Below are 26,723 nucleotides of genomic sequence, written 5' to 3' on the forward strand. Positions count from 1 at the left end.
TGGCTCCGGGGGGTGGTAGTGCGCGGCCGGAGCCGGAGCGTGGTGTGGAGTCGGTGGTGTTCGTGTTGGCCGGCCGGTTGCGGCTGGTGTTGGACGGGGTTGGGTATGAGCTTTCTGCGGGTGGGTATGCGTATGTGCCGGCGGGGGCGGAGTGGTCGGTGGTCAACGATGCCGATGAGCGTGTGAGTTTTCAGTGGGTGCGTAAGGCTTATGAGCCGTTGGAGGGCTACGAGCCGGTCGGGTTCGCGGTGCAGGAGCAGGACGTCGCTGCCACGCCGATGCCCGATACGGATGGTGCGTGGGCCACGACCCGGTTCGTGGATCCGGACGATCTTGCCCATGACATGCACGTCAATATCGTGACGTTCGCGCCGGGGGCGGTCATCCCGTTCGCCGAGACGCACGTGATGGAACACGGTATCTATGTCCTGGAGGGCAAGGCCGTCTATCGGCTCAACGGTGACTGGGTCGAGGTCCAGGCAGGCGACTTCATGTGGCTCCGCGCGTTCTGCCCCCAAGCCTGCTACGCCGGCGGACCCGAACCCTTCCGCTACCTCCTCTACAAAGACGTCAACCGCCACATCACCCTCACCTAAACCCCACCACCAAGAAGAACACGGCAGAGCGGCACACCGGCCGTGCAACGGAGCGCAGCAATACGGTCGCCCAGGATGAACCGAAACACCGGCGACCACTCTCGTAGTTGGCGGTCACGGCCGCGCGCCGAAACTATTCGGCGCGCGGCGACACCCCGTTCTCGACAGGGGTAATGCGCAGTCGGGCGATGCGGCGCCCGTCCATCTCGCTGACGGTGAAGACGTGCCCGAGCGCGCGCACGGAATCACCCTCGGCAGGAGTGCGCCCGAGCCTGCTGAGGACGAATCCGGCAAGCGTGGTGTGGGGGCCGTCGGGTAGGACGATGCCGGTCTGCTCTTCGACGTCGTTGCGGTGCAGGAGACCATCTGCGTAGTAAGCACCGTCGGTGGCCGGCTCGACCGGCCGCGCGCTGGGATCGTACTCGTCCCAGATTTCCCCCACGACCTCCTCGACGAGGTCTTCGACCGTGACGATTCCGTCGGTTCCGCCGTACTCGTCGATGACGAGTGCCATGTGCCCACCACCCCGTCGCATGCGGGCGAGCGCGCTCAGGATCGGTTTGCTCCCGGGCATGGCCGTGACCGGACGGGCGAGATCACCCACCGTATCCACGCCGCTCTTGAGGTCGTGGGTCGCCGCATAGAGATCGCGGATGTGCACGAAGCCGACGACCTCGTCGGCCGAACCATGCGTGACCGGATACCGCGAATGAGGCTTGTCCTCGACCTCGGTCGCCGCCTCGGCCAACGACATCCCCGATTCGAGGAAGCTGACTTCGGTGCGTGGAACCATCACCTCGCTGAGCACCCGGTCGCCGGCCTCGAACGCGTCGATGACGAGTCGTCGCTCCTCGACTGTGAGTTGCTGATTCGTGCGCACCATGTCGCGAAGTTCCTCTTCGCTGACCGACGGCTCGTCGGCACCCGGATTGAGGCCGATGACCCGGACCACGGCGTTGGTCGACTTCGACAACAACCAGATCACCGGGCGGAAGAAGGTCGCGACCCTGTCGAGCACGCCCGCGGTGAACAGCGAAACCCCCTCGGGCATCTGGAGCGCCAGCCGCTTCGGCGCGAGCTCACCAAACACCAGCGAGAGGTACGAGACGAACAGCGTCACCAGGATCAGTGCGACGGTGGCGGCCAGCCCGATCGGGAGCCCCAGGCCGGCGAGCGCCGGTTCGAGGCGAACAGCGATCGTCGCTCCGCCATAGCTGGAGGCGAAGAATCCCGCGAAGGTGACTCCCACCTGCACCGCCGAAAGGAACCGGTTGGAGTCGCTCTTGAGGCGGGCCACTCGGGCACCGCGGCGACCACGCTCGGCGAGTCCACGAACCTGGCCTTCCCGCAGCGAGACCAGTGCGATCTCCGCCGCGGCGAAGAATCCGCCGATGAGCACGAACACCAGGACCAGAACCAGATTCAACGCAACGCCGTCCACTGCCGCATCCTCCCATTCGCGATCCCAGCGAGGTCGGAGCCGTTCCGGTACCGCAGGGCCACGCGGACAGCCGTTTCCGCACGGTGCGTGAAGCTCAACCGCGCGTACGGACCGGTAGGGTTGCCTGTTACCCGGGTCACGCGCCAACATGGGCCGATCAGATCGGATCGCAGTGCCGTACCCAGGAACGACAGAGTGGAGACAGACCCGTGCGGCCGCACCAACTCTTATGAAGCGCACCACCGAACCCTCATCCGACCCGCGGGCGCATGCCCGGTTGCTCGAACGCTCCCGCTCGGCTCGGCTCTCGGGCGACGCAGACCCACTGGAGGTGCGGCCGGTCGTCGCCGAGTCGTGGCAGCGTTCGTTGGCTGCCCGGATCGATCCGGACGCGTGGGAACCTCCGGTGGTCTTCGCGTCGGACGAACTGGGCGATGTCCGCGAGTCGCATCCGCTCGCCCGGTGCCTACCGCTGTTCCGCCGAACCCTGCTCGACGCGGCCGACGACACGACGCACATCGTGATCGTGACCGACGCGGAGGGAAACATTCTCTGGCGCGAAGGTCATCCCGACATCTGCCGCGCGGCGGACAAAGTTCTGCTCGCCGAGGGCACTCGGTGGGCCGAGAGCGCGATCGGTACCAACGCGATGGGAACGACGCTGGCCACCGGCGCCCCGGTGCGCATTCACTCCGCCGAACACCTGGTCCGGACCTATCACTCGTGGACCTGCGCGGCCAGCCCGATCCGCGACCCCGAGACCGGGCAGATCATCGGTTCGCTGGACATCAGCGGCCCGCTGCACACGATGCATCCCGCTCTCATGGCGCTCGTCTCGGCCACCACCCAGCTCGCCGAGCGGGAACTGGGTGAGCAGGTCGCCAGACGGGACGAACGCATTCGGGAGAACAACTCGAGCCAGCTGGCGGCGTTGCGCGGCGAACCCGCTGCGTTGCTCAGCCCCAGCGGCCGGGTGATCACCTCGGAACCGCGCGACCTCGCCCTGCCGGAGCGGGTCCCGGTCGATCAGCCGGACGCACCGTTCGCGCTGGCCGACGGACGCTGGGCCGTCCTCGAGCCGCTATCCGAGGGTTACCTGCTCCGCGCACCACGGACGAACGTCCGCCAGGCGACGCGGCCGACGCTGCACCTGCGCTTCATGGGCAAACACCAACCCACCGCCGAGCTGAACGGTCGGCAGTTCGCGTTGAGCCTCCGGCACGCGGAGCTGCTCACCGCGCTGGCCCTGCGGGAAGAGGGCCTCAACACCGAGCAGCTTGCGCTGCTGGTGCACGGTGAACAGGGCAATCCGGTGACGGTGCGCGCCCAGATACACCGCCTTCGAGCGCAGCTCGGAACCGCGGTCGTTCGCGCCAAGCCGTACCGGATCGACGCCCGGATCGAAGCCGACTTCCGTACCGTGCAGCAGGCCTTGTTGAACGGCGATCTCCGAACAGCCCTCGAACTCCACGGGCAGGGATTGTTGCCCGATTCGGAAGCTCCCGGAATCCGCGACGAGCGCGAAGAACTCTCGGCAGGTCTTCGCGCGGCTCTGCTGGGGTGCGACGATCCGGACCTGCTCTGGGACTACGCGGCCATGGACGCCGGGCGGGACGACATCGAGCTGTTGGAACGCCTCGTCGAGGTGCTCTCCCCTGGCGACTGGCGGCGCGGTGTCGCCAACGCTCGGCTCGAACGGCTTCTCGACGACTGCGACTGAACCGGAACCGTCCCACCGCGGACGACCTCAACGCGTGCTGATCGACCAGGTCAGAACGCCCGGAGGGCGTGCGGCGACCTCCGCCGCACCGACGTTGCCCGGTCGGCACCTGGTCTGGAACGCAATGAGGCCGATCGGCAGTCGTGCGCCAACCTGGCGCCCGTCTCCGGTGCTGCTTCCTCGGACGGGTGAACGTGTGTGCAACGCCACTGAAACGTCGGGAGCAGTAGCTTGCCGCCAACGGCCATCCAGCTCAACAGGAGGCGGAACGACATGCGCTATGCAGCTCCCGGTACGGCAGGTTCGGTTGTGGAGTACCAGTCGCGGTACGACCACTTCATCGGTGGAAAGTACGTCGCACCGGCGAAGGGCGGTTACTTCGAGAACCCCACGCCGATCACCGGAAAGACTTTCACCGAGGTCGCGCGCGGCACCGCCGAAGATGTCGAACGAGCACTCGACGCGGCCGAAGGAGCGGCCACGTCGTGGGGCAAGGCTTCCTACGGCGAGCGCGCGGCGGTGCTGCTCGGCATCGCCGATCGGATGGAGCAGAACCTCGACAAGCTCGCGGTCGCCGAAAGCTGGGAGAACGGCAAACCGGTGCGCGAGACCCTGGCGGCCGACATCCCGTTGGCGATCGACCACTTCCGGTACTTCGCGGGCGCCATCCGCGGCCAGGAAGGCGGAATCTCGCAGATCGACGAGAACACCGTCGCCTACCACTTCCAGGAACCGTTGGGGGTCGTGGGACAGATCATCCCCTGGAACTTCCCGATCCTCATGGCGACCTGGAAGCTGGCCCCGGCACTGGCCGCGGGCAACGCGGTGGTGCTCAAACCCGCCGAACAGACACCGGCTTCGATCCACGTGCTGCTCGACGTCATCGGCGACCTGCTGCCGCCCGGCGTGCTCAACGTGGTCAACGGTTTCGGCGTGGAGGCGGGCAAACCGCTCGCGTCCAGTTCCCGCATCAGCAAGATCGCCTTCACCGGTGAGACCACCACGGGGCGGCTGATCTTGCAGTACGCGAGCGAGAACATCATCCCGGCCACCGTCGAACTCGGCGGCAAGAGCCCCAACATCTTCTTCAACGATGTCGCGGCGAAGCGGGACGCCTTCTACGACAAGGCGCTGGAGGGCTTTTCGATGTTCGCCCTCAACCAGGGCGAGGTGTGCACGTGCCCGTCGCGCGCCCTCGTGCAGGACGAAGGCTACGACGAGTTCATGGCCGATGCCCTGGAGCGCACCAAGAAGATCAAGCAGGGCGATCCGCTGGACACCGACACCCAGATCGGTGCACAAGCCAGCAACGATCAGCTGGAGAAGATCCTCTCCTACATCGACATCGGCAAGCAGGAGGGCGCCAAGGTCCTCACCGGTGGCGAACGCGTGGAGCTGGAGGGCGATCTCGCGGGCGGCTACTACGTGCAGCCCACCGTGTTCGAGGGCCACAACAAGCAGCGGATCTTCCAGGAGGAGATCTTCGGGCCCGTCGTTTCGGTCGCACGGTTCGACGACTACGACGACGCCATGAAGATCGCCAACGACACGCTGTACGGACTCGGCGCCGGTGTCTGGTCCCGGGACGGCAACACCGCCTACCGTGCCGGACGCGACATCCAAGCCGGCCGGGTGTGGGTGAACAACTACCACGCCTACCCCGCGCACGCGGCCTTCGGCGGCTACAAGGCTTCGGGCATCGGCCGGGAGAACCACAAGATGATGCTGGACCACTACCAGCAGACCAAGAACCTACTGGTCAGCTACGCTGAAAACGGTCCGGGACTGTTCTGATGCCGACACCGGAGAGGGTCGCCGCGACCGCGGCGACCACGGAACTACTGCGACAGCTGTACGAAGAGCACGGTCCGCTGATGTTTCACCAATCCGGCGGTTGCTGCGACGGGAGCGCACCGATGTGCTACCCGGCGGGCGAGTTCCGAACCGGTGCGGCCGACGTCCACCTCGGCGATCTGACCGTGTCCGGAGTGCCGGATCCGGTGCCGGTGTGGATGTCGCGGGCGCAGTTCGAATACTGGAGCCACACGCATCTGACGATCGACGTGGTGTCCGGACGCGGGAGCGGATTCTCCCTCGAAGCACCTGAGGGTGTGCGCTTTCTGATCCGGTCCCGGCTGCTGACCGAGGACGAACTCGCGAGGACGTGAATCCACGGGCCGGGTGCGGTTCGGAGGCACAGCACCCGGCCCGTCCCCGTCCGATCGGACGGGGACCACCGCCCGATCGGACAGTGATGCTGAATGGGCACACCACCATAGGCTGTAATGTGTCCCGACTCACATTGAGGGGATAAGCTGGCCACGCACCACGAGCGCAGTGCGGAAGCTCCAGCACGCCCGATCGGCCGCGCACGCTCCCGCTGGTCAGGTGGGCGTTCGACGCCATGAAACGTTGCCCCGCGGAGAGGAGCGCGGTGGACCGGCGAACGGCGAGCGCCGTGCACAACACCACGGGAGGGCACCTCGACATGCCGGAGCTGGATACCGGGCCCGATCTCGGCACCCGAGTGCCGGATCAGTTGAGCGGACCGCGTGCCGGCAGCGGCATCCGCTCCCAGAACGCGGTTTGTCCGACCCTCGCGAAGTTCCACGCGCCCGAGATCGTCTTCGGCACCGAGGCACTGGCGGAGCTCGGTCACTCGGCGCGCCGTTTCGGCGCTCGCAGGCCCTTCCTGGTGACTGATCCGGGGATCACCGAAGCCGGCTGGGTCCGGGAAGCCGTCAGCCACCTGGTCTCCGTCGGACTCCACCCCGTCGTCTGGCAGGGACTCACGCCCAACCCGAAGGACCACGAAGTCCAGGCCGCGTACGAGCAGTACGTCGAGGCGGACAGCGACGTGGTCATCGCGCTCGGCGGAGGTTCGTGCATCGATGCGGCGAAGAGCATCGCGATCCTGTCCGGGAACGGCGGGCACGTCCTCGACTACGAGGGCATCGACCAGGTCGTCAACCCCATTCCTCCGCTGGTCATGGTCCCGTCCACCTCGGGCACCGGTGCGGACGTCTCGCAGTTCTGCATCGTCACCGACACCACGCGTGCAACCAAGGTGACCATCTTGAGCCGCACGCTGGTCCCGGAGATCTCGATCATCGACCCCCGGTTGTTGACCACCATGCCCGACTGGCTCAACGCGGCCACCGGGCTGGACGCCTTGACCCACGCCGTGGAGGCGTACGTTTCCCTCGCGCACAACCCGCTGACCGACCACCACGCCCTGCACGCGGTGGAGCTGGTGGTACCCAACCTGTTGCGCACGATGCTGGACCCTGCCCGGGAAGCACCGCGTACGGCGATGGCCCAGGGCGCGCTCCAGGCGGGCATGGCCTTCACCAACGCCATCCTGGGGGCGACGCACGCCATGAGCCACCAGGTCGGCGGGCTGCTCGACGCTCCGCACGGCGTCATCAACGGGGTCCTGCTTCCGCACGTGATCCGGTTCAACGCTGAGCAGGACGCCACTCGCTACGCCCCGCTCGCGGCTGCCGCGGGCATCGACGTCGAGCGGTGCGGTGTCGACGAAGCCGCGGACACGCTCGCCGAGCAGATCCGGGAACTGGCCGATTCGCTCGGCGTGCCCAGGGGGCTTGCGGAGCTGGGCGTCGGTGAGCACAACGTGGAGCACCTCGCGCGCAGCACCCTCGACGACGCGTGCCTGGCCACGAATCCGCGCGAAGCCGACCGCGCCGAAATCGAAGCCGTGTTCCGCCGTGCGATGTGATGGTCGATGACGTCCAGTGACGAACGAGCACTCTCCGGGGACGACAGCACCAGCCTCGGTGAACTGACCGGTGTCCGATCGAGCAAGCGTTCCTTCTACCCGGAGTACCGCCGTTCGAACGAGCGGCTGGCCATGGCCGTGCAGGCGCTCGACGAGATCTCCCGCGCGGTCATCCGGTCCGCCGAAGGCCCTCGGGCGTTGGTCGAAGCGGTGGTGCGAACCGCGGTCGAGCACTTGCAGGCCGAGTGGGTGCTGCTGGCCGTGGCCGACGGAGCACTGCGCGGGATGCGACCGGGATTCCTGCTGGCCACTGGCGGCCAATTGATCGACGATGAGGAGCACCTCACGGACGAGGTGCGCGAGCAGCTGGACGTCATCCGGTTCCGGCCGTGGGAGGTAGGACCGTGCGCAAGAGGACCCGGGTGGGTTCGAGCGCCGATGATGTTGGAGGAAGAACCGGTCGGGGGCTTTGTCGGGCGCCCGGGCGAGGGCGTGGAGGTCACGGACACCGATCTGGCGATCATGCGAGTGCTGGCGAACCAGGCGGCGGTGGCGCTGCACAACTCACACCTCTTCCACACGACAGCCCAACTTCGAGGGCGCGCCGCCCAGCTCACCGAGGAGGCTTCGCGCCACGCGAAGGACTTGGTCGAGCGAAACGCGGAGCTCCAAGACGCGCGGCGACGATTGACCGAATCCATGCAGCACCAGATCATCGACGATGAGCGCCACCGCATCGCGAGAGAACTTCACGACAGCGTCACGCAAGCCGTTCTCAGCGCCGGCATGACCATCGAGGTCTGCCGCGCCGAACTCGAAGGGGCCGATGATGAGGTGGCGCGACGAGTGGCGGAACGGCTCGCACCGGCCAAGGAACTGACCCAGCAAGCCGTGACTCAGCTGCGGTCGGCGATCTACGCGTTGCACCACGAGCGCGACGAGGGGACGGGGTCGCTGCCGACCTTGCTCGAACGACTCTCGCACGTGCACCTGCCGACCGACGTGGAGATCGCGGTGCGTGTCGAGGGCACACCGACCCCGCTTCCCCAAGAGGCGGAGCATTCGCTTCTTCGGTTGACCGGCGAAGCGCTGTTCAACACCGCCACGCATTCGGGCGCGGACGAGGCTTCGGTCCTGTTGTCCTACGAAGCCGAGCGGGTCGTGCTCTCGATCGCCGACGACGGATGCGGCGATCCGGCGAAGCTCCGGGAAACCCTGCGGATCGCGAGCACCAGCGATCTCAACGGCCAGCACCGCGGGCTGGCGAACATGGCCGCCCGGGCGGGAGAACTCGGCGCGGACCTCAGTATTTCGCACGCGGACCTCGGCGGTGTGCTGATCAGAATCGAAGCCCCGCTCCCACTTCCGGAAGGGCAAGTCAATGGATGACGTTCAAGTCCAGGGACGACTGGAAACAGTGCCGCAGCAGACGGAGCGGGACGCGGAGCGCACGAACGTCGTGAAGATCGTTCTCGTCGACGATCACGCGATCGTACGCCAGGGCTTGAGCTCCATCCTCGATCGCGAGCAGGATCTCGCGGTGGTCGGCGAGGCATCGACGCCCGACGAGGCGATCGCGGTGGTGGCTCGCTGCCTCCCCTCAGTCGTGCTGTTGGATCTGAAGCTCTCCTCCGGTGCAGACACCGAGGGCCTCGCGCTGTGCGAGCAGCTCACGAAACAGCATGAAGGACTGGACGTGCTCGTGCTGACGACGTTCGTGCACGACAACCTGGTCATCGACGCGATACGGCGAGGCGCGAGAGGCTATGTGGTGAAGGACGTCGACACCACGGAACTGGTCCGCGCCATCCATGCGGTCGCGAAGGGCGAGAACGCGTTCGACTCCCGCGCCGCTGCTGCGATGGCCCATTCGATCAATCACCAATCGTCCGTTCCGGAGTTGACCGACCGGGAACACAACGTGCTCGGTCTGCTCGCGCGGGGACTGAGCAACCGGGAGATCGGAGGCGAGCTCTACATTTCCGAGACGACGGTGAAATTCCACGTTCGCAACATCATGCGCAAGTTGACCGTGTCGAGCCGTGCTGAGTGCGTGTACGAGGCCACCAAACTGGGCTTGGTCTGATCAGTCTTACGGCTGGTCGAGCACGAGCCAGCCGCCGTGGTGTTCCTCGACCGCGTAGGGGACCCCCGCGCGACGTCCGAGGGCGTCGAGATCCTCCGGCCGAAAGGCGCGCACATGCCCGTATGCCGCGGTCGGCTCCTCCTCGTACGGCACAGCGACGACCACCCTCTTGCGGGCCAGGCGCAGGCTCTCAGCGAAGACGGCCTCCCCCTGGTCCACCGCGAGGTGTTCGAGCAGGTGCACGACCGTGACGGTGTCCACGGCCCGATCCGGTAGCGGGATTCTGGCTCCGTCGCAGACCAGCGTACCCAGCGGAACACCTCTCCTCCTGGATATGGCACGGAGCAGCGCGACCGTCCCACCCGCTATATCCGATGCGATCACCGTGTTGCCGGGACGCTCGGCCATCATCAACGTGAGGAACCCGAAACAGGATCCGACGTCGAGCACCCGCCCTTCGGGGACGACTTCGAGTACTCGCTCGTACACGGGCACCATCCCCGAAATCGACGAGTGGACGTTCTGCCCGTCCGCGAGGTTCGACTCCGACTCCGCGATTCGACGCAGCGTGTTGTCGTAGAAGTGGGACCAAGCCACCACCGGATCGTCCATTGTAGACAATACTAGGCCGGTGAACACCCGCTCGAACACCTCCGCCCCGCTGAGCCAGCCGGGAGCGAACAGCTCCTCGGCCAGTGCGCCGGCCAGGTCGTTGTCGAGCTGCTCCGGACGCAGCCGGTGACTCACCCGTACCCGCGCACCGCTCCGCCGCAACCAGAAGTGCGGTGTCCGCACAACGGTCGCCCCTGATTCCCCGCGCGCCTCCCGAGTCACGACGACCACGTCGTCCTCGTACTCACCCGGTTCCGCGAGAGCGAAGGGATCGATCCGCGCACTTCCGGACAGTTGGGTCGCTCCGGTCATCGACCTGTCACCTCGGCAGCCATCGAATCCGACGTGCGCGCCAGGCCCGTTTGGTCGCGAACCACTTCGACCCGGTCGCAGTACTCCGCGTACAGCGGCATGTCGCAGCGGCCCAAGCCCCACGAGTAACGCGGTTCGGGAGTCAGCCAGATCGTTTCTCGCACTCGCCGGGTCATCTCGGCGAACCCGTCGACGTTGGGCTCGTTGCCGTTCCCCCGACCATCGCCGAGCACGAGCAGGGTGGTCCTGCGATTCAGGCAAGATCCGTGATCGGCGAGGAAATCAGCCAGGACCGTACCGTAGTCGGAGTTGGCATCGACATCGAGGACTCCCCCGGCCGGTAGGCCATCGAAGACCAGTCCCAGGGCGCGTTCCAGCGGGTGCTCCTCGAAGAGATCGGTGATCTCGACCGCTCCCGCGACGAAGGCGAAGCTGCGGACCTGGCTGAACAACGACTGCAGACCGTGCACCAGGTGCAGCATGAACCGCGCCGTGCTCCGCACCGACAGCGAGACGTCGGTGAGCACGACCAGCCGGGGTTTGTCCTCGGCTCGCATGGTCGTCACCGGCCGGAACGGAACACCGTCGTAGCGCATGTTCCGCCGCATCGTCCGTCCAGGATGGACTCGGCCGCGAGGTGTGTTGACGTGCTTGCTCGTCCGCGCACCGTGGAAGCTGTGGGCAAGTCTGCGCAGCGAGTCCTCCATGGCATGCCGTTCATGCTCGCTGATCCGGTCGGTGAGTCCGGCCACCGGAACCGAATCCGCGGTGGGCGGCCGCAGTTCCGACAGCTTCCGCAGGTGTTGCTTGAGCATGTCGGGAAGGTTCTCCAGCACGCCGGCCAACTTCCCGCGCAACCGTGCCACCTGCTCGTCGTCGAGGTCCTCGTCCTCATCGCCGCCGAGCCAGTCGAGCAGCAGTCGTTCCTCCGCGATGGTCAGATCGGTGTCCACCTGATGACCCGTCTGCGCCGAGAGCTGGCCGGGAGCTCCCGCGTTGTGGAGGCGCGAAGTCTCGAGCTGGACGTCGGCTCCGCTCCGTTGCCCCGTACCGGTTTGCTCCTTGGAGAAGACGATCTCGTCGGTGATCGAGGCGAGGTCGACCTTGTTGGCCTCCTGGTGCAGGTTGTACTGCTGGGCGAGGTCGTCCTTGTCGAAGAGTTCCCTGATGTCCTTGGGCTTGTCGTGGTTGTGGCCTTCCTGCGGGGTTTCGGACGGTTCTTCGGATGCGGTGAACGACTCCAGCTCGCCAGTGTCCTCCAAGTCGTCGTGAGTGTGGTCGTGTCCACTTCCCCCGTCGTTTTGGTCGAGGACGGGGCGCAGGGTGAAGAACAGGTCGAACACCTCGTCGAACACCTCGACGTGGCGGCGGTCCTTGATGAGCGCGATCCTCAACGCGTCTCGAAGCACGGCGCGGTCGGCGAGCACACCCGGCTGTTTCGCGCAGTTCATGGCGTCCGTCGCCTCGGCCACCGATACGCGCACCCCGTGCAGTCGGAGCAGCCGGACGAAGCGGTGCAAGCTGGTTTCCATAGTCGACACCTTCTCCCGTGGGCTAGACGGGTCGCTTGCGCGCGTTCGGGACCCACGAGCGGCTGCCCTGGTCGGCGCTCACACCGCCCGCACGTTGCAGTGGGCCGCTCGTGCGCGAGCCGTAGTAGCCGTCGTCGTGCCTGCCGGGCCGGTCCTTCGCGTTTCGGACCTCCTTGCCCTCGTCGTCGACGTGGTCCTCGACGTGCTCTCCGTGACCGGCGTGGCTGTGGCCGTGGCCGTGACCGTGGCCGTGACCGGCGTCCTGGGGTTGTTCGGGGATGTTCCGATTCGGATCGCGAAGGTGTGGAAGTAGTTCACGTGCCTTGTCGAGGTCACGCTCGTACTTCAGAACGACGTTGGCGGTGTCCCCCAGCAAGGCTCCGTCCAACTCCTCGACCCCTAGCACTGCCAGCGTCCGCGCCCAGTCGATGGTTTCGGAGATGCTCGGCGCCTTGCGAAGCGGAATCTCCCGAATCTCACGCACTACCTCCACCAGCTGCTTGGCGGCCGCTTCGGGGAGACCCGTGTCCTTCGACCTGATGATCTCCAATTCCCGATCGACGTCCGGGTAGTCGAGGAACAGGTGCAGACAACGGCGTTTGAGGGCCGCGGAGAGGTCCCGCGTGTTGTTCGAGGTGAGCACGACCAACGGTGGCGTCGCTGCGCGGTAGGTTCCGACTTCGGGAACGGAAACCTGGTACTCCCCGAGGCATTCGAGCAGCACGGCTTCGAGCGCCTCGTCGGCGCGGTCCACCTCGTCCACCAGCAGGACCGCGGGCTCCTCGCCGCGGACCGCGTCAAGCAGCGGGCGAGGCGCCAAGAAGCGGTCCGAGAAGAACACGCTCTCCTGCGTTCCGATCTTCTCCACGGCCGAGTGCAGGTCCGGGGCGTCGGCGACGATCTCACCGATCTTGTCCCGCAGCATCTGGGTGTAGAGCAGCTGCTTGCCGTAATCCCACTCGTAGAGCGCCTTCGTCTCGTCCTGCCCCTCGTAGCACTGCAGGCGCAGCAACCGACGCCCCGTCACGGCGGCCAGGGACTTGGCGAGTTCGGTCTTGCCCACCCCCGCCGGGCCCTCCAACAGCAACGGCTTTTCGAGTCGACTCGTCAGGAAGATCGTCGTGGCCAGCCGCGAGTCGGTCAGGTAACCGTCGTCGGCGAACCGTTCGATCACGTCCTGGACCGATCCGAACGGATTCCGCTTGTCATCGATTTCCTGTTCCCCCACGAGCTCTTCAGAACTGGTCGTGTCGGGCACGGGTTTCCTCCGCTCTTCGGAACGGGTGGGCCGGCGTGGTGCACCGGCCCACCCGTTGCTCCGGGTTCAGCTCAGCAGGTCGTCCAGGTCTCCGGTCATGCAGTGTTCGACAACCGGCCGAACGGTCTCGAAGGTGCATTCCTTCGGGTTGCCCGGCGTACAGGCGTCGCCCAGCACGTGGTTGGTGATCGCGTCGACGTCACCCGCGTCGCCCTTGATCTCCTTGCGCTGCTGGTAGTACGCGGTCGGGCCCTCACCGAGCCGGTTCTTGGAGTACGTGTCCTTGCGGATGTCGACGAAGCGTTCGGTGATCCCGACGTCGCGTAGGAGTCGGATCGCCGCGGCCAAAGCCGCGTCCGCGGCCTGCACATCGGTCATACCGTGGGTGTCCACGCCCATGGCACGCGCCATGTCCGCGAAGCGCTTGTAGGCGACGGGCATGTTGAACGCCCACACGCGCGGCAGGGCGATCGCGTTGTTCAAGCCGTGGTGGGTGTCGTAGAACGCGCTGACCGCGTGCGAGATCGAGTGCACGACGCCGAGCCCGCCGGAGTTGAAGGCCTGAGCGGCGATGTACTGCGCGTACATCATGCCTTCGCGGCCGGGGAGGTCCTGACCGTTCCAGGTCGCCGCACGCAGGTTCTCCGCAGTCAGCTTCACCGCGTGCAGCGCGTTTCCGAGCGATGGCTCGAAGTTGATCCTCGACACGTAGGGCTCGGAGGCGTGGGCCAGCACGTCGAACCCGCACTGGGCGGTGTAGTCGACCGGGCAATCGTAGTAGAGCACTGGGTCGTCAACGGCCAGACTGGTCACCGACGCATCGTCGAAAGCGACGTACTTGTGCGGGTTGTCGGGGTCTGTCGTGGTGTCGGTGATGACGTAGGCCCACGACGTTTCCGACCCGGTCCCAGCGGTCGTCGACACCGCGATGTGCGGCGGGTTGTTCGGGTTCTCGGACTTGTTGAATCCTTCGAACTCATTGATGTTGCGCCCGTCGTGGGCAACCGAAACCCGCGCGCCCTTGCACGCGTCGTGCGAGGAACCACCGCCGATGGAGATGAAGCTGTCGCAGGTGTTCTGCTGGTACAGCGCCACCGAATCCATCACGTTGTAGTCCTTCGGATTCGACTCGACCTCATCGTAGAGGACCGGATCGAGGCCGTGGTACTTCAGCGACTCCACCAGGTTGTGCACGATGTCCGTACCGCGCAGTCCCGAGGTCATCACGAGGGGCTTGCGAAAACCGAGCTTGAGCGCTTCCGGCCCGATCATCTCGTGGGCTCCGGGACCCATCAACGCGCGCGGAAACGGGTGGAACTCCTTCAGCGGAAACGGTTTGAGCAGTTCCTCGACCTTCATGCTCGTGTCCTCTCCAACGACCGCCTTCGGTCGCCTCACCAGGTCGGCATGACGACTCCCGTGCTACGGGAACGCCAAACACTCGATTGCCATGCCCCGCCCGAAAACATCACCAGCAACGGCACCCTGTGACCCGAGCCACAGCACGGACGGGATGCTGGGGACGTTAGGCAACCGGACCGGCGTCCGACACCCCGGAACCGGCAAACCACCGATGTGGACACCCGGAACGGCCCGCTCGATCTGGCCCCACCCTGACCGACGGGACAGGTCGCCGTGTGGGACGCGGTGAAGTTCCTTCTCACCCACGTGTGCTCGGTCGCCGCCTCGTCGAGCCTTGCCGACTCGCACCGACACAGCCCCGTTCACGGAATCCTGAATGGCGACCCGATCCGCACCCCGGAAGTCGATTCGGCAGGACTCGACTCGACCACCCGAGACAGGTCGAACTCATCGGGTCCGCTCCCGTTCGATCGGGCAGGTCGGGATAGCCCGTGCGCACGGCGAGCACCGGGCGCTACGCGGGCTAGCGTCGGCTCATCAGCGGCGGAAAGCCGCGGAATCATTCGTTCACACCGCGTGGAGGGGTTTTCCCGATGTCGAACAGCACGGACGCCGAAGTCCAGTACGACCAGAACCCGACGGGCCCGGCCAACGAGGACGATGTCGACAACACCGTCACCGAAATGCTCGTCGAGGAAGTTTCGATCGACGGGATGTGCGGTGTCTACTGAACTGCGCCCCTCCGAGGCCGATGCCCGGAACGAACGGGCGGAAACCGCCCGGAGCGCAACCGAATTCGATCCCGACGCTCGCTACGAGCTCAACCCGAACGTGGCGCTGCGTCCGGAGTCCTTCGGCGCACTGGCCTACCACTTCGGTACCCGCAGGCTGTCGTTCCTCAAGACACCGACGCTCGTCACGATCGTGCGTGCGCTCAGCGAGAACACCTCCGTACGTGATGCCCTCGTCGCGCACGGTGTACCGGAGCGCCAGCGCGAAGGGTATCTGAGCGCGCTGGCTTCGCTGGCTCGCGCCGACATGATCGTGCGCTCCTGACCGACCTCGCACCTCGTCCACGTCCGACTGTTCCGGGAGCCGTCCCATGAGCACTGCCTCCGCAGTCCAGCAAGCCCAATCCGAAGTACCCCCGCTCGTCGAGCAATTCAAGTACGGGCTGGATTCGCCGATCTGCCTGACGTGGGAGTGGACGTACGCGTGCAACCTCTCGTGCGCCCACTGCCTGTCCTCCTCCGGGCGACGCGATCCCGACGAACTCAGCACCGCCGAGATCAAGGAGATCATCGACGAGCTGGAGCGGATGCAGGTCTTCTACATCAACGTCGGGGGTGGCGAACCGACGGTGCGGCAGGATTTCTGGGAGCTCGTCGACTACGCGATCGCGCACAACGTCGGGATCAAGTTCTCCACCAACGGTTACCGGATCACGCCCGAACGCGCCCGGAAACTCGCCTCTACCGACTACGTCGACGTGCAGATCTCGTTGGACGGGGCGACGGCAGAGGTGAACGACCCCGTGCGAGGCTCCGGTTCCTACGACACGGCGATACGCGCGATGAGCAACCTGCACGCCGCCGGGTTCCGCGGCTTCAAGATTTCCGTGGTCATGACGCGGCAGAACGTCGATCAGCTGGACGATCTCAAGCGCATCGCCGACGATTTCGACGCGCAGCTGCGCATCACGCGGCTGCGCCCGTCGGGCCGGGGGGCCGATGTCTGGGACGAGCTCCACCCCACCGCCGAGCAGCAGGTACAGATGTATCGTTGGCTCGTCGACCACGGTGACGACGTCCTCACCGGAGATTCCTTCTTCCACCTGAACGCGCTCGGCTCGGAGCAGTTGCCCGGCTTGAACCTGTGCGGTGCCGGTCGCGTGGTCTGCCTGATCGACCCCGTCGGTGACGTCTACGCCTGTCCGTTCGCGATCCACGACGCCTTCCTCGCCGGAAACGTGCGCCCCGGGGGATTCGGCACCGTCTGGCACGACTCGGAACTGTTCAACGACCTCCGCCGACCACAAACCGGCGGAGCGTGCATGTCCTGCTCGGCCTACGACGCGTGCCAGGGCGGGTGCATGGCCGCGAAGTTCTTCACCGGACTGCCGATGGACGGCCCGGACCCGGAATGCGTCAAGGGGCACGGCGCCGCGGCTCTCGCCGAGGTCAACCCCCAGGACTCGCCACGACCCGCGCAGGACCATTCTCGCCCGAGTGCCCAGAAGCAGCAGGTGATGTTGGGATTGCCGATGGTCCGTCGACCGGACCGGGCCTGCGACGAGAGTCCGCTGGCAGGGATGGCATGAACGGATCCGCGTTGGCTTCCCGGTGCGGTGCCGGGCCGGGAAGCCAACGCGGGATCCTGCGCTCCACGCGGTGCCCTGGTGACTGGCCCGTCACCGCCTCCGGGCCCCGTCCGACCGGGCAGGTAGAACCAGCCCGCCAAGGGAGTAGTGATCGGCCGTGCCTGCTCCTACTCTGTAGTCGAAACCGCTGCCGCGACTGCCGCATCCTGGAGGCCCCCACGTGGACCGCTACGTCATCGAGCGAAACCTGCCCAACGCGGGCTCCCTCGGCGAGCAGGAGATCCGAGCTCTCGCGGCCAAGTCGAACGAGGTACTCGCCGAAATCGGGGATGAGGTCAGCTGGGAGCAGTCGTACGTCAGCGACGACAAGCTGTACTGCGTGTACACGGCTTCGGATCCGGAGCTGATCCGTGAGCACGCACGACGCGGCGGCTTCCCCTGCGACCGGATCTCCCCCGTTCGCTCGATCATCGATCCGGGTTCGGACGGATCCTGACACTCCGGAACCCCCGGAGCCCGAGCCGTCCGTTCTCGTTACCGCAGATCCCGCAGCGGTGGCCGCTCGCCCACGAGCACATCGTTCTCCCGTGGCATCCACTCGCTGCCGGCCTGGGCGAACTGGGTGAACGACAACGCACCGAGGGATTCCTGATCGGCACGCGTCACCGCACTGTCCGAATCACACCGCGCCAGCGCAGCCGCGAGGATCTGCCGGGCCATCACACCGAGTTCCGGCAACTCCCGATTGCGGTGTTTGCGCACGCCCAGGTTCACCTGGGCGATCCCATCCAGACCGTCCCGCCGGTGGGCATCCAGCAGCAGACCGATCTCGACGCCGTACCCGGCGGCGAACGGAACGGCCTCCAGGAAATCGCGGCGGGCCGCGTACTCCCCGCCCAACGGCTGAATGACCGCGGACAGCTCCGGCTGCAGCGCTGACAACACCGGTCGCGCGAGCAGCTCGGTCACCCGGCCACCACCGGCGTCCGTGAGCTGATCCGACCCGGCGGCCACCCGCAGCGGGCGCCGGTAGAAGCCCTTCACCAGCGCCGGGGCATCGTCGGTGAGCAGTGGTCCGAGCAGAGCGGGGACGAAAGCGGGGTCGAAGTCGACCAGGTCGGAGTCGACGAACACCAGCAGATCGCCCGATGTCGCCGCCAACGAGCGCCAGAGCACTTCACCCTTGCCCGGTCGGGGAGGCAGATCCGGTACGACCTCGCTGCCCACCACGGTCCGCGCGCCAGCCACCGTCGCCTCCTCCACCGTCCGATCGGTCGATCCGGAGTCCACGACGACCAGTTCGTCCACCAGTGGTGCGCCGTCGGCGTCCTCGGTCAGCGGCTTGATCGCGCGCACAATCGGCCCGACCGTGTCCTGCTCGTTCAGCGCGGGCAGCACCACGCTGATGGTCCGTCCCCGTTTCGCTTCCACGAGTTCGCCGATCGACCAGCGCGGATCGTGCCACGTGCGCTCGGCGAACCAGCGCTCCGACTCGGGCAGCACCGCCCACTCCTCCTCAGCTCGAACAGAAACCGGTTCACGCGAGTCCGCGAACGCATCCCGCCGGGTTCCGGCTCCCCCTGATGGCTGCCACCATGTCGACGACCTGACGGGTCTCGCGGACCTGGTGCGCGCGGAACACCGCGGCCCCCGCCTGCGCGGCTACCGCAGTCGCGGCCAGGGTGCCGACCACCCGCTCCTCCAGCGCGACGCCCAGCGTCTCACCCACGAAGTCCTTGTTCGACAACGCCATGAGGACCGGCCACCCCGTGTCCACCAACGCATCGGTGTGCCGCATCAGCGCGAGGCTCTGCCAGGTGTTCTTGCCGAAGTCGTGAGTCGGGTCGATCAGCACGCTCTCCCGAGGCACCCCCAGCGAAACGACTCGTTCCGCCAGTTGGGTCGTCTCCTCGACGACCGAGCGCACGACGTCCGGGTAGTGCACCCGGAACGGCCTGGTCCTCGGCACCGCGCCACCGGTGTGGGAACACACGTAACCGGCGCCGAACTCCGCAGCGGCCTCCGCCAGCATGGGGTCCGCACCCGCCCACGTGTCGTTGAGCAGGTCGGCTCCTTCCTCGCACGCCAGGCGCCCCACCTCGTGCCGCCAGGTGTCCACGCTGATCACCAGGTCCGGGAACCGCGCCCGCACGGCGGCGACGAACGGCACGATTCGGCGGGTCTCCTCGTCGACCGGAACGTCCGCACCGGGGCCCGCCTTGACCCCGCCGATGTCCACGATGTCCGCGCCCTCGTCAACCGCCCGCTGGACCGCCTCCATCGCCGCGTCCTCGGCGAAGGTGGCACCCTTGTCGTAGAACGAGTCGGGTGTCCGGTTCACGATGGCCATCACCAGCGCCCGGTCGGTCGGAGTAGCTCGTCCCCGGAAGCGCAGTGGCGACGTGGGTTCCGGTGGCTCGGTGCCTTCCGCCCGCGCCACGCTGTCGGCGCCCCGACCCGCGGACACTTCGCCTTCCCCAGCGGCACCTTCGCGGGCCCGCTCTCCTCGAACCACCCCAGATCCTCCAGTTCTCGCAGCGCAGCCACCACCTCGGTGGCTGGTCGACAGCCAGGTGACGGGCAACCGGCCGGCCGGAACCGATCGGCCGCGCACCCTGATCCCGCCGAGCGCCGGTCCGCACGGCGTGGTCGCTGGTCCATCTTGGCTGACGGGCTCGCCCCGGCTTGCGGACCGGTTCGTTCGCGAGCTGCGGACCGGCTCGGAAAACAGCTCTGTACCAGGTAGGACGGTGCGCTACGACTGCGGGTTCGTGCCCTTCTTGGCGACGTAGACGGTGTTCGCCGCCTCGTCACCTCCGTAGGGGTTGGCGAACGTGACGACGTGCGCCTCCGCGCTCGTGAAGACCTCCGCGAGCGAAGCGCTGAAGTCCTCGTCCGGCGGGTCGTTCGACCACAGCGCGAACACGCCGTCCGGGTGGAGGCGGTCGGCGAGCCGACGCAACCCCTCGACTTCGTAGAGCCCAGCATGACTCGCGTCGAGGACGTGCTTCGGCGAATGATCGATATCGAGCAGGATCGCGTGGTAGCGCTGTTCCTCCTCACCGGCGACGAATCCCGCCCCCTCGACCATCGCGAAGAAGTCGCCGTGCACCAGGTGGCTTCGCGGGTCGCTGGTCAGCTCCCCGGCGACGGGCAGCAGGTCGCGTTGATGCCATTCGATGACCGCACCGAGTGCTTCCACCACGACCAGTGAGCGCACTCGCCGGTCCTCCAGTGCGGCCTTGGCGGTGTAGCCGAGACCGAGCCCGCCCACCACGACATCGAGTTCGGGGCCGGCCAACGCGGCCAGCCCCAAGTGGGCGAGCTCGACCTCGGCCACCGTGAACAGGCTGGACATGAGGTATTCGTCGTCGAGCTTCACCTCGAACACGTCGATCTTGAGCAGTGGGTCGAGCCTGCGGCGCAGGCTCACCTCACCGATCGATGTCTCGCGCCAACCGAGCTCTTCGAAACGCGCACTCACCTGTTCGTCGTCCCTTCGCCGCCGGGTGCGTCAACTCCCCGGTCGCCTCGAACGGACGATTTCGCGCCGGGGCCCACCCGCTGCCCGCCCCAGCGGGGTGAGCGGGTGTCGGCGGTGGGCGCGGGCAAGCATACGTCCTCAGCTGAGCCCGAGCGCGGGTGCCAGTTCTCGCAGAGCCGGCAGGGGATCGTCGAAGAGCTGGTCACCGAGCACCTGCACGACCACGTGGTCGGCCCCCGCCTCGAGGTGCGCCCGAACCCCGGCCGCCACCGACTCGACGTCACCGCGGGCGACGAGGGCCCTGGCCAAACGATCGGACCCACCACGCACGAAATCGGATTCCTCGAATCCCTGCCGCAACCACGAGTTCCGGTAGTTCGGCAACCCGGAATACACCTCCAGGTGGGCGTGGGCGCGCTTCATCGCGGTCTCGTCGTCGTTGGTCAACGCGACGGCCTGCTCGCTGACAACCCACTTGTCCGGCCCGAGCACCTCTCGCGTGACCCGGGTCTGTTCGGGCAGGACGAGGTACGGATGAGCACCGTCGGCCGCGGTTCCGGAAAGCTCGATCATCTTCGGGCCGAGCGCGGCGAGCAGCCGCGTGGGGCGACCGGCACCCGGCTCGATCTGTTCCGGAACTTCGGACATGCGGCGGAGGTAATCACGCATCGTCGCGAGAGGTTTCGCGTAGCTCCCGGCCCGACGTTCGACCAGGGGGCCGTGGCTCACCCCGAGGCCGAGCACGAACCTTCCCGGGTGGAGCGAGGTGAGCGTCCGCCCACCGGACTCGGCGGCCATGGCGTCACGGGCATGGATGTTGGCGATACCCGTACCGACGACGAGGCGGTCGGTGGCACCGAGCAGCGCGGCCGCCTGGGTGAGCGACTCCTTTCCGATCGCCTCGCCGTAGAACAGCGAGCCGTAGCCGAGGTCCTGCAGTTCTCGAGCGGCGACCTGCACATCGCGGATGGGCCAGGTGTCGCTGGTCCACCACACTCCGACACGGGACGGGAAGTCAATTTGCGGCATGCACGGAGACTAACGCCATCCGCGCATGCTGTGGAGTGCGTGATCACGTTTGCCGGGAGCGTGTCGCAGGACGCTGGCGAGGGCAGCCAGAGCACTGCCGGAATCACCGGCTCCGCTTCGTTTTCGTTCGCCCCTAGCGCGTTGAGGACTCCCGAAAACCAGCCCCCGTCCGGCGAAAACCGCCGCCTGCGCGATGAAGCGCGGTCAGATGGCCTGTTGTGAATGTCTGGGAACGCCTACCGCCGAACGGTGGTGCCGGATTTGTCTCAAATTTTCCTATTGTCGTTTTTGCGCGTCCCGCCGATCGATTCGGGAGTACGACACGGAATTCCCACTCCTCCTGGTTCTCCGGTGGTGACGAGCACGTTCACCCGGCACATCAACCGTGGAGACAGCATGAGTCGAAGACGAATGATTCCGCTGACCAGTGCGGCCCTTCTCGCGGTCGGAGCAATGACCGCACTCGCCGTCCCGAGCGCCGCCGACCCCGGCGCCGGCTCGGCTGAATCACCGCAGCCCACGCGGGACTTGATCGCCGCGATGGAACGAGATCTCGGCTTGACCTCCGAGCAGGCGCGGATGCGGCTGGCACAGGAGTCTTCGGTCCGGCAAACCTCCGACACACTGCGCGATTCGCTCGGCTCCGCGTTCGGCGGAGCCCACTTCGACGCCGAACGCGGCACGCTCGTCGTCGGCGTGACCGACCGGTCGCTCATCGACGAGGTCCGCGCGGAAGGCGCGGTGGCCGAACACGTCCGGAACAGCCAACAGGAACTCGACGCGGTCAAGTCCGAACTGGACACCATGGACGCATCGGCACCGGACAACGTCACGGGGTGGTACGTCGACGTCGAGTCGAACAGCGTGGTGGTCTCCGTCGACGAGTCGACGCGCGACCGCGCGACCGACCGCTTCCTCGAAGACGCCCGCGCGCTCGATGATTCGGTTCGAGTCGAGAAGGTCGACGAGAAGCCCCGCACTCTCTACAACCTGGTCGGAGGAGACGCGTACTACATGGGCAGCGGTGGCCGGTGCTCGGTCGGGTTCCCGGTGCGCACCGCCGCCGGTGGCGACGGCATGGTCACCGCGGGGCATTGCGGCGACCCCGGCACGTCCGTCTCCGGTCACAACCGGGCGCAGATGGGCTCGTTCCAGGGATCATCGTTCCCCGGTGACGACTACGCCTGGGCCTCGACGAACTCCAGCTGGACACCGCAGCCGTGGGTGAACATGTACGACGGCTACGCCCGAATCGTGGCGGGGTCCGATGTGGCACCGGTTGGTTCCTCGGTCTGCCGGTCGGGATCGACCACCGGTTGGCATTGCGGCAGCGTTCAGGCCTTCAACCAGACGGTGCGCTACTCGCAGGGAACGGTGTACGGGCTCACCAGGACCGATGTGTGCGCCGAACCCGGTGATTCGGGTGGTTCGTTCATCAGCGGGAACCAGGCCCAAGGCATGACCTCGGGTGGTTCCGGTAATTGCACCTACGGTGGCACCACCTACTTCCAACCCGTCAACGAGGCACTGAACGCCTACGGCCTGCAGCTGGTCACCGGCTGATCCGACGCACGACGACCGGGCGTCTGGGGGGCACGGCACACGGCCCCTCGGACGCCCACGCGTATCCGGGCGGCTGCCGCGCCCACCGGTCGCCCACCGGTCGCCCACCGGCGACCGGCGATCTGGGCGACGGTTGGAATAGTGTTGCCGGATGGCAGATGCGGACATCCACTTCTACTTCGACCCCGTGTGCCCGTTCTGCTGGATGACCAGCAAATGGGTCCGAAAGGTGCAGGCGCGGCGCGATTACTCGGTCGACTGGCGCTTCATCTCGTTGCGGCTGGTCAACGCCGCGGTCGACTACGACGCGCAGTTCCCTCCCGAATACGAGGCCGGTCACACCGCGGGGCTCCGACTGTTGCGGGTGGCGGCCCGAACACGTGAAGAACACGGCCGGGAGGCGGTCGCCGACCTGTACGCCGCCCTGGGGGCGCACATCTTCGACCGGGAACCGGCCCCCGACAACCAGGAGCGCAGAGGGAAGCCCGAGTTCGTCGAGCCGATCCTCGCCGACGCCGGTCTGCCGAGCGCGCTCACCGGGGCGCTGGAGGACGACGTCTGGGACGAGGTGATCCGTTCGGAAACCGACGAGGCGCTGGCGCTCACCGGCAAGGACGTCGGCACGCCGATCCTGCACTTCGAACCGCCCGAGGGCATCACCTTCTTCGGCCCGGTGATCAGTCGCCTGCCCGACGATGAGCAATCCCTGGAGCTGTGGGACCACGTCGTCGGGTTGGCACGGTTCCCGGGCTTCTCCGAGATGAAGCGCAGCCTGCGCGAACTCCCCCAACTACGAGCGCTCGGCGTGAGCGAGGACGAGGTGGGCGAACAGGAGGACTGGCACGGCGGTAGCCGCCGCCAGAAGCGCTGATGGGCGCCCACCGACGGCCTGCACCTCGCGAAACCGGCCGGATCCGGAGCGATCCCGAGGTCACGGCGCTCCGTCCGCCCCCGAGGGCGCGGACGGCGATGCCATCGCCCAGCGAATCGTTCCCACCAAGCTGTTGCCGGCCACGCGAACCGCGGTCGCCTCCGTCAGCGGCAGGTACGGCAGCCGCAGCGGCCAGCGGGTCCAAGGGGGAAGCATCCCCACCGCGGTGGCCGCCAACACGGCGTAGGGACCGCGGGCGAGTATCGGCAGCGGCGGCTGGAGCAGCAGGAAACGTGCCGTCTCACGAGCCTCCGGAGTGCCACGCAGCTCGCTGCGGTAGTCGGCCAGTTGAGTCGCCAGCTCGGTTCGGGTCCGTGGCGGGTGGGGAACACCGAGGGCGGCAGCCACCCGCGCGGTGTCCGCGACGTACCCATCGCAGTCGGCGGTACTCAGCGGCCGGATTCCGTAGCGCTGGTGACACCGCAGGAAGCTGTCCACCTCGGCGACGTGCACCCACCGCAACAGGTGCGGATCGCTCGCTCGGTACGGCAAACCATCGGGCGTGACACCGTGGATCCGACCGTGCACACTGCGTACGTGGGCGACTGCCCGTTCAGCGTCATCGGCGCAGCCGTAGGTCGTCACCGCCAGGAACGTGCTGGTGCGCTGCAGGCGGCCCCACGGGTCCGCGCGGTATCCGGAGTGGCCCGCGACGGCTGCCATGACCCGCGGGTGCAACGATTGCAACAACAGTGCCCGGAGTCCGCCGACGAACATCGCCGCGTCGCCGTGGACTGTGCGGATGGGACGGTCGGGACCGAACCAGCGCGGCCCCGGGGCGTCATGGATTCGTGTCCGGTTCGCAGGACCCGCCGACCCGGCGAGCCGTTCGAACAGCAGTGCGCCGAAGCGCTGCTGCACCGCAGCGATGCCTTGAGCGGGCAACTGCAGGACCATGGCCTCAAGTGTGACGCGAGGGCCCCACCGGCGCTACGGCCGCGTTCGCGGTGAGCGAAACAGCTCACCCTGGTGGAATGCCATGGCCTTCGCGCATGTTTAACCAGCTGGTTGACCCGATATAAGCAACGGGCGGTCGCGGAACTGCCAGGGGGTAAACACATGTTCGAGAGGTTCACCGACCGCGCGAGGCGGGTGGTCGTCCTGGCCCAGGAAGAAGCCAGGATGCTCAACCACGACTACATCGGCACCGAGCACGTCCTCCTCGGATTGATCCAGGAGGGCGAGGGTGTCGCCGCCAGAGCGCTGGAGTCGATGGCCATTTCCACGGATGGCGTGCGCCAGGACGTCGAGGAGATCGTCGGCCGGGGCCGCCAGGAAGCACCTGGCGAGCACATCCCATTCACGCCACGAGCCAAGAAGGTGCTGGAGCTGTCGCTGCGCGAGGCGCTGCAGCTCGGCCACAACTACATCGGCACCGAGCACCTCCTGCTCGGGCTGATCCGCGAGGACGAGGGCGTGGCCGCGCAGGTGCTGATCAAGCGCGGCGCGGACGTCAACCGAGCCCGTCGTGAGGTCGTCGAGCTCCTGACCGGTTCGTCGCCGTCCGATGAGCAAACGACCGGTGCCGGATCGAAGTCCGAGGGCACCGCGTCCACCGCCCTGACACTGGACCAGTTCGGGCAGAACCTGACCCGGCAGGCCCGCGAATCCGAGCTCGACCCGGTCGTCGGCCGGGACCAGGAAACCGAGCGGATCATGCAGGTGCTGTCCCGGCGGACCAAGAACAACCCGGTCCTCATCGGCGAGGCCGGTGTGGGCAAGACCGCGGTGGTCGAGGGGCTCGCCCAGCGGATCGTCCGGGGCGAGGTTCCGGAGCCGCTCCGGGACAAGCAGCTCTACACGCTCGACCTGAGCTCCATGGTCGCCGGTGCGCGTTATCGCGGTGACTTCGAGGAGCGCCTCAAGAAGGTGTTCAAGGAGATCAAGTCGCGCGGTGACATTCTCCTGTTCATCGACGAGATCCACACGCTGGTCGGCGCCGGCGCCACCGAGGGCGCCATCGATGCGGCGAACCTGTTCAAGCCGTTGCTGGCCCGCGGTGAGTTGCAGACCATCGGTGCCACCACGATGGAGGAGTACCGCAAGCACATCGAGAAGGATGCCGCGCTGGAGCGTCGCTTCCAGCCGATCCAGGTCGACGAACCTTCGCTGGAGAACACGATCCAGATCCTGAAGGGCTTGCGCGACCAGTACGAGGCGCACCACCGCGTGTCGTTCACCGACTCCGCGCTGACGTCCGCGTCGACGTTGGCCGACCGCTACATCAACGACCGGCACCTGCCGGACAAGGCGATCGACCTCATCGACGAGGCGGGCGCGCGGTTGCGCATCCAGCGCGCGATCGGCTCAAAGGGTGAGGAAGACCTGGATGTGGTCGACGAGGTCGACGACGAACTGATCGCCGAGGTGTTGGCGAACTGGACGGGGATCCCGGTCGTCAAGCTCACCGAGGAGGAGACCTCGCGTCTGCTCCGCATGGAGGACGAGCTGCACAAGCGGATCATCGGCCAGGAGGACGCGGTCAAGGCCGTGTCCCAGGCGATCCGTCGTACGCGCGCCGGGTTGAAGGACCCGCAACGCCCGTCGGGTTCGTTCATCTTCGCCGGTCCGTCCGGTGTGGGGAAGACGGAGCTGTCGAAGGCGTTGGCGGAGTTCCTCTTCGGGGATGACGACGCGCTCGTGCAGATCGACATGGGTGAGTTCCACGACCAGTACACCGCGTCGCGGCTGTTCGGTGCGCCTCCGGGCTACGTCGGCTACGAGGAGGGTGGTCAGCT

Annotated in this window: 24 protein-coding genes; 14 read left to right on the forward strand and 10 right to left on the reverse strand. The window is 67.0% G+C overall.

What is annotated here, in order from left to right; all coding sequences use genetic code 11:
* Positions 1 to 596, forward strand: a 596-nt coding sequence (locus ACYVAN_RS23085) for a (S)-ureidoglycine aminohydrolase (protein ID WP_460963040.1), incomplete at its 5' end; no start/stop codon positions are given.
* 133 nt (positions 597 to 729) lie between these two features.
* Here ACYVAN_RS23085 and ACYVAN_RS23090 read toward each other — a convergent pair.
* A complete protein-coding gene (locus ACYVAN_RS23090) occupies positions 730 to 2,037 on the reverse strand; it encodes a hemolysin family protein (RefSeq protein ID WP_460963042.1) in 1,308 nt (435 codons plus the stop codon).
* Positions 2,038 to 2,266: 229 nt separating this feature from the next.
* Between ACYVAN_RS23090 and ACYVAN_RS23095 the strand changes: the two genes are divergently transcribed.
* The 6 genes from ACYVAN_RS23095 (at position 2,267) to ACYVAN_RS23120 (ending at position 9,582) form a co-directional block, all read left to right on the forward strand.
* Positions 2,267 to 3,757 carry a GAF domain-containing protein gene (locus tag ACYVAN_RS23095; RefSeq protein ID WP_460963044.1) on the forward strand — a complete coding sequence of 497 codons (1,491 nt, stop codon included), beginning with the start codon at positions 2,267 to 2,269 and terminating at the stop codon, positions 3,755 to 3,757.
* Between the two features lie 273 nt (positions 3,758 to 4,030).
* A complete protein-coding gene (gene exaC / locus ACYVAN_RS23100; protein WP_460963046.1) occupies positions 4,031 to 5,551 on the forward strand; it encodes an acetaldehyde dehydrogenase ExaC in 1,521 nt (506 codons plus the stop codon).
* Positions 5,551 to 5,925, forward strand: a complete 375-nt coding sequence (locus ACYVAN_RS23105) for a DUF779 domain-containing protein (protein ID WP_460963048.1) — start codon at positions 5,551 to 5,553, stop codon at positions 5,923 to 5,925. The genes exaC and ACYVAN_RS23105 overlap by 1 nt, the downstream gene beginning before the upstream one ends.
* A gap of 266 nt (positions 5,926 to 6,191) precedes the next feature.
* The gene (locus tag ACYVAN_RS23110; protein ID WP_460963050.1) at positions 6,192 to 7,496 is read left to right on the forward strand and encodes an iron-containing alcohol dehydrogenase; all 1,305 of its coding nucleotides are present in this window, start codon (positions 6,192 to 6,194) and stop codon (positions 7,494 to 7,496) included.
* Between the two features lie 6 nt (positions 7,497 to 7,502).
* Positions 7,503 to 8,885, forward strand: a complete 1,383-nt coding sequence (locus ACYVAN_RS23115) for a MadS family sensor histidine kinase (RefSeq protein WP_460963052.1) — start codon at positions 7,503 to 7,505, stop codon at positions 8,883 to 8,885.
* Positions 8,878 to 9,582, forward strand: a complete 705-nt coding sequence (locus ACYVAN_RS23120; RefSeq protein WP_460963054.1) for a MadR family response regulator transcription factor — start codon at positions 8,878 to 8,880, stop codon at positions 9,580 to 9,582. Before ACYVAN_RS23115 ends, ACYVAN_RS23120 begins: the two co-directional genes overlap by 8 nt.
* 6 nt (positions 9,583 to 9,588) lie before the next feature.
* Here the strand turns inward: ACYVAN_RS23120 and mftM are convergent, their stop codons facing one another.
* The 4 genes from mftM to mdo all read right to left on the reverse strand — a co-directional run bounded on the left by mftM (position 9,589) and on the right by mdo (position 14,655).
* On the reverse strand, positions 9,589 to 10,506 hold the full coding sequence (gene mftM, locus ACYVAN_RS23125; RefSeq protein WP_460963056.1) for a mycofactocin oligosaccharide methyltransferase MftM: 918 nt from the start codon (positions 10,504 to 10,506) through the stop codon (positions 9,589 to 9,591).
* Positions 10,503 to 12,038, reverse strand: a complete 1,536-nt coding sequence (locus ACYVAN_RS23130; protein ID WP_460963058.1) for a VWA domain-containing protein — start codon at positions 12,036 to 12,038, stop codon at positions 10,503 to 10,505. The genes mftM and ACYVAN_RS23130 overlap by 4 nt, the downstream gene beginning before the upstream one ends.
* A 22-nt stretch (positions 12,039 to 12,060) precedes the next feature.
* Positions 12,061 to 13,296 (reverse strand): AAA family ATPase, encoded by a 1,236-nt coding sequence (locus ACYVAN_RS23135; RefSeq protein ID WP_460963060.1) that lies wholly within the window; start codon positions 13,294 to 13,296, stop codon positions 12,061 to 12,063.
* Positions 13,297 to 13,362: 66 nt separating this feature from the next.
* The gene (gene mdo / locus ACYVAN_RS23140; protein ID WP_460963062.1) at positions 13,363 to 14,655 is read right to left on the reverse strand and encodes an NDMA-dependent methanol dehydrogenase; all 1,293 of its coding nucleotides are present in this window, start codon (positions 14,653 to 14,655) and stop codon (positions 13,363 to 13,365) included.
* Positions 14,656 to 15,251: 596 nt separating this feature from the next.
* On the opposite strand from mdo, the gene mftA reads away from it, so the two are divergent.
* The 4 genes from mftA (at position 15,252) to ACYVAN_RS23160 (ending at position 17,474) form a co-directional block, all read left to right on the forward strand.
* On the forward strand, positions 15,252 to 15,389 hold the full coding sequence (mftA, locus tag ACYVAN_RS23145) for a mycofactocin precursor MftA (protein WP_460963064.1): 138 nt from the start codon (positions 15,252 to 15,254) through the stop codon (positions 15,387 to 15,389).
* Positions 15,379 to 15,714, forward strand: a complete 336-nt coding sequence (gene mftB / locus ACYVAN_RS23150) for a mycofactocin biosynthesis chaperone MftB (RefSeq protein WP_460963066.1) — start codon at positions 15,379 to 15,381, stop codon at positions 15,712 to 15,714. The genes mftA and mftB overlap by 11 nt, the downstream gene beginning before the upstream one ends.
* A gap of 46 nt (positions 15,715 to 15,760) precedes the next feature.
* A complete protein-coding gene (mftC, locus tag ACYVAN_RS23155; RefSeq protein WP_460963068.1) occupies positions 15,761 to 16,978 on the forward strand; it encodes a mycofactocin radical SAM maturase in 1,218 nt (405 codons plus the stop codon).
* Positions 16,979 to 17,198: 220 nt separating this feature from the next.
* On the forward strand, positions 17,199 to 17,474 hold the full coding sequence (locus ACYVAN_RS23160; RefSeq protein ID WP_460963071.1) for a DUF4242 domain-containing protein: 276 nt from the start codon (positions 17,199 to 17,201) through the stop codon (positions 17,472 to 17,474).
* Between the two features lie 38 nt (positions 17,475 to 17,512).
* Here ACYVAN_RS23160 and ACYVAN_RS23165 read toward each other — a convergent pair whose 3' ends face one another.
* The 4 genes from ACYVAN_RS23165 to ACYVAN_RS23180 all read right to left on the reverse strand — a co-directional run bounded on the left by ACYVAN_RS23165 (position 17,513) and on the right by ACYVAN_RS23180 (position 21,491).
* On the reverse strand, positions 17,513 to 18,481 hold the full coding sequence (locus tag ACYVAN_RS23165) for a glucosyl-3-phosphoglycerate synthase (protein ID WP_460963073.1): 969 nt from the start codon (positions 18,479 to 18,481) through the stop codon (positions 17,513 to 17,515).
* A 34-nt stretch (positions 18,482 to 18,515) separates the two neighbouring features.
* Positions 18,516 to 19,445: a dihydropteroate synthase gene (gene folP / locus ACYVAN_RS23170; RefSeq protein ID WP_460963075.1), complete on the reverse strand. Its 930-nt coding sequence runs from the start codon at positions 19,443 to 19,445 to the stop codon at positions 18,516 to 18,518.
* 288 nt (positions 19,446 to 19,733) lie between these two features.
* On the reverse strand, positions 19,734 to 20,462 hold the full coding sequence (locus ACYVAN_RS23175; protein ID WP_460963077.1) for a spermidine synthase: 729 nt from the start codon (positions 20,460 to 20,462) through the stop codon (positions 19,734 to 19,736).
* Between the two features lie 138 nt (positions 20,463 to 20,600).
* Positions 20,601 to 21,491, reverse strand: coding sequence for an LLM class F420-dependent oxidoreductase (locus ACYVAN_RS23180; RefSeq protein WP_460963079.1), 891 nt, complete (start codon positions 21,489 to 21,491; stop codon positions 20,601 to 20,603).
* Between the two features lie 396 nt (positions 21,492 to 21,887).
* Here ACYVAN_RS23180 and ACYVAN_RS23185 point away from each other — a divergent pair, with 396 nt between their 5' ends.
* Both ACYVAN_RS23185 and ACYVAN_RS23190 read left to right on the forward strand, forming a co-directional pair.
* Positions 21,888 to 23,054 (forward strand): alpha-lytic protease prodomain-containing protein, encoded by a 1,167-nt coding sequence (locus tag ACYVAN_RS23185; RefSeq protein WP_460963081.1) that lies wholly within the window; start codon positions 21,888 to 21,890, stop codon positions 23,052 to 23,054.
* 151 nt (positions 23,055 to 23,205) lie between these two features.
* Positions 23,206 to 23,925 (forward strand): DsbA family protein, encoded by a 720-nt coding sequence (locus ACYVAN_RS23190; RefSeq protein WP_460963083.1) that lies wholly within the window; start codon positions 23,206 to 23,208, stop codon positions 23,923 to 23,925.
* Positions 23,926 to 23,985: 60 nt separating this feature from the next.
* Here the strand turns inward: ACYVAN_RS23190 and ACYVAN_RS23195 are convergent, their stop codons facing one another.
* Positions 23,986 to 24,882, reverse strand: a complete 897-nt coding sequence (locus tag ACYVAN_RS23195) for an oxygenase MpaB family protein (protein WP_460963085.1) — start codon at positions 24,880 to 24,882, stop codon at positions 23,986 to 23,988.
* A 162-nt stretch (positions 24,883 to 25,044) separates the two neighbouring features.
* On the opposite strand from ACYVAN_RS23195, the gene ACYVAN_RS23200 reads away from it, so the two are divergent.
* Positions 25,045 to 26,723 (forward strand): ATP-dependent Clp protease ATP-binding subunit (locus ACYVAN_RS23200; RefSeq protein ID WP_460963088.1); only part of this gene is annotated, 1,679 nt, incomplete at its 3' end.

The organism is Parasphingorhabdus pacifica, from assembly GCF_054779195.1.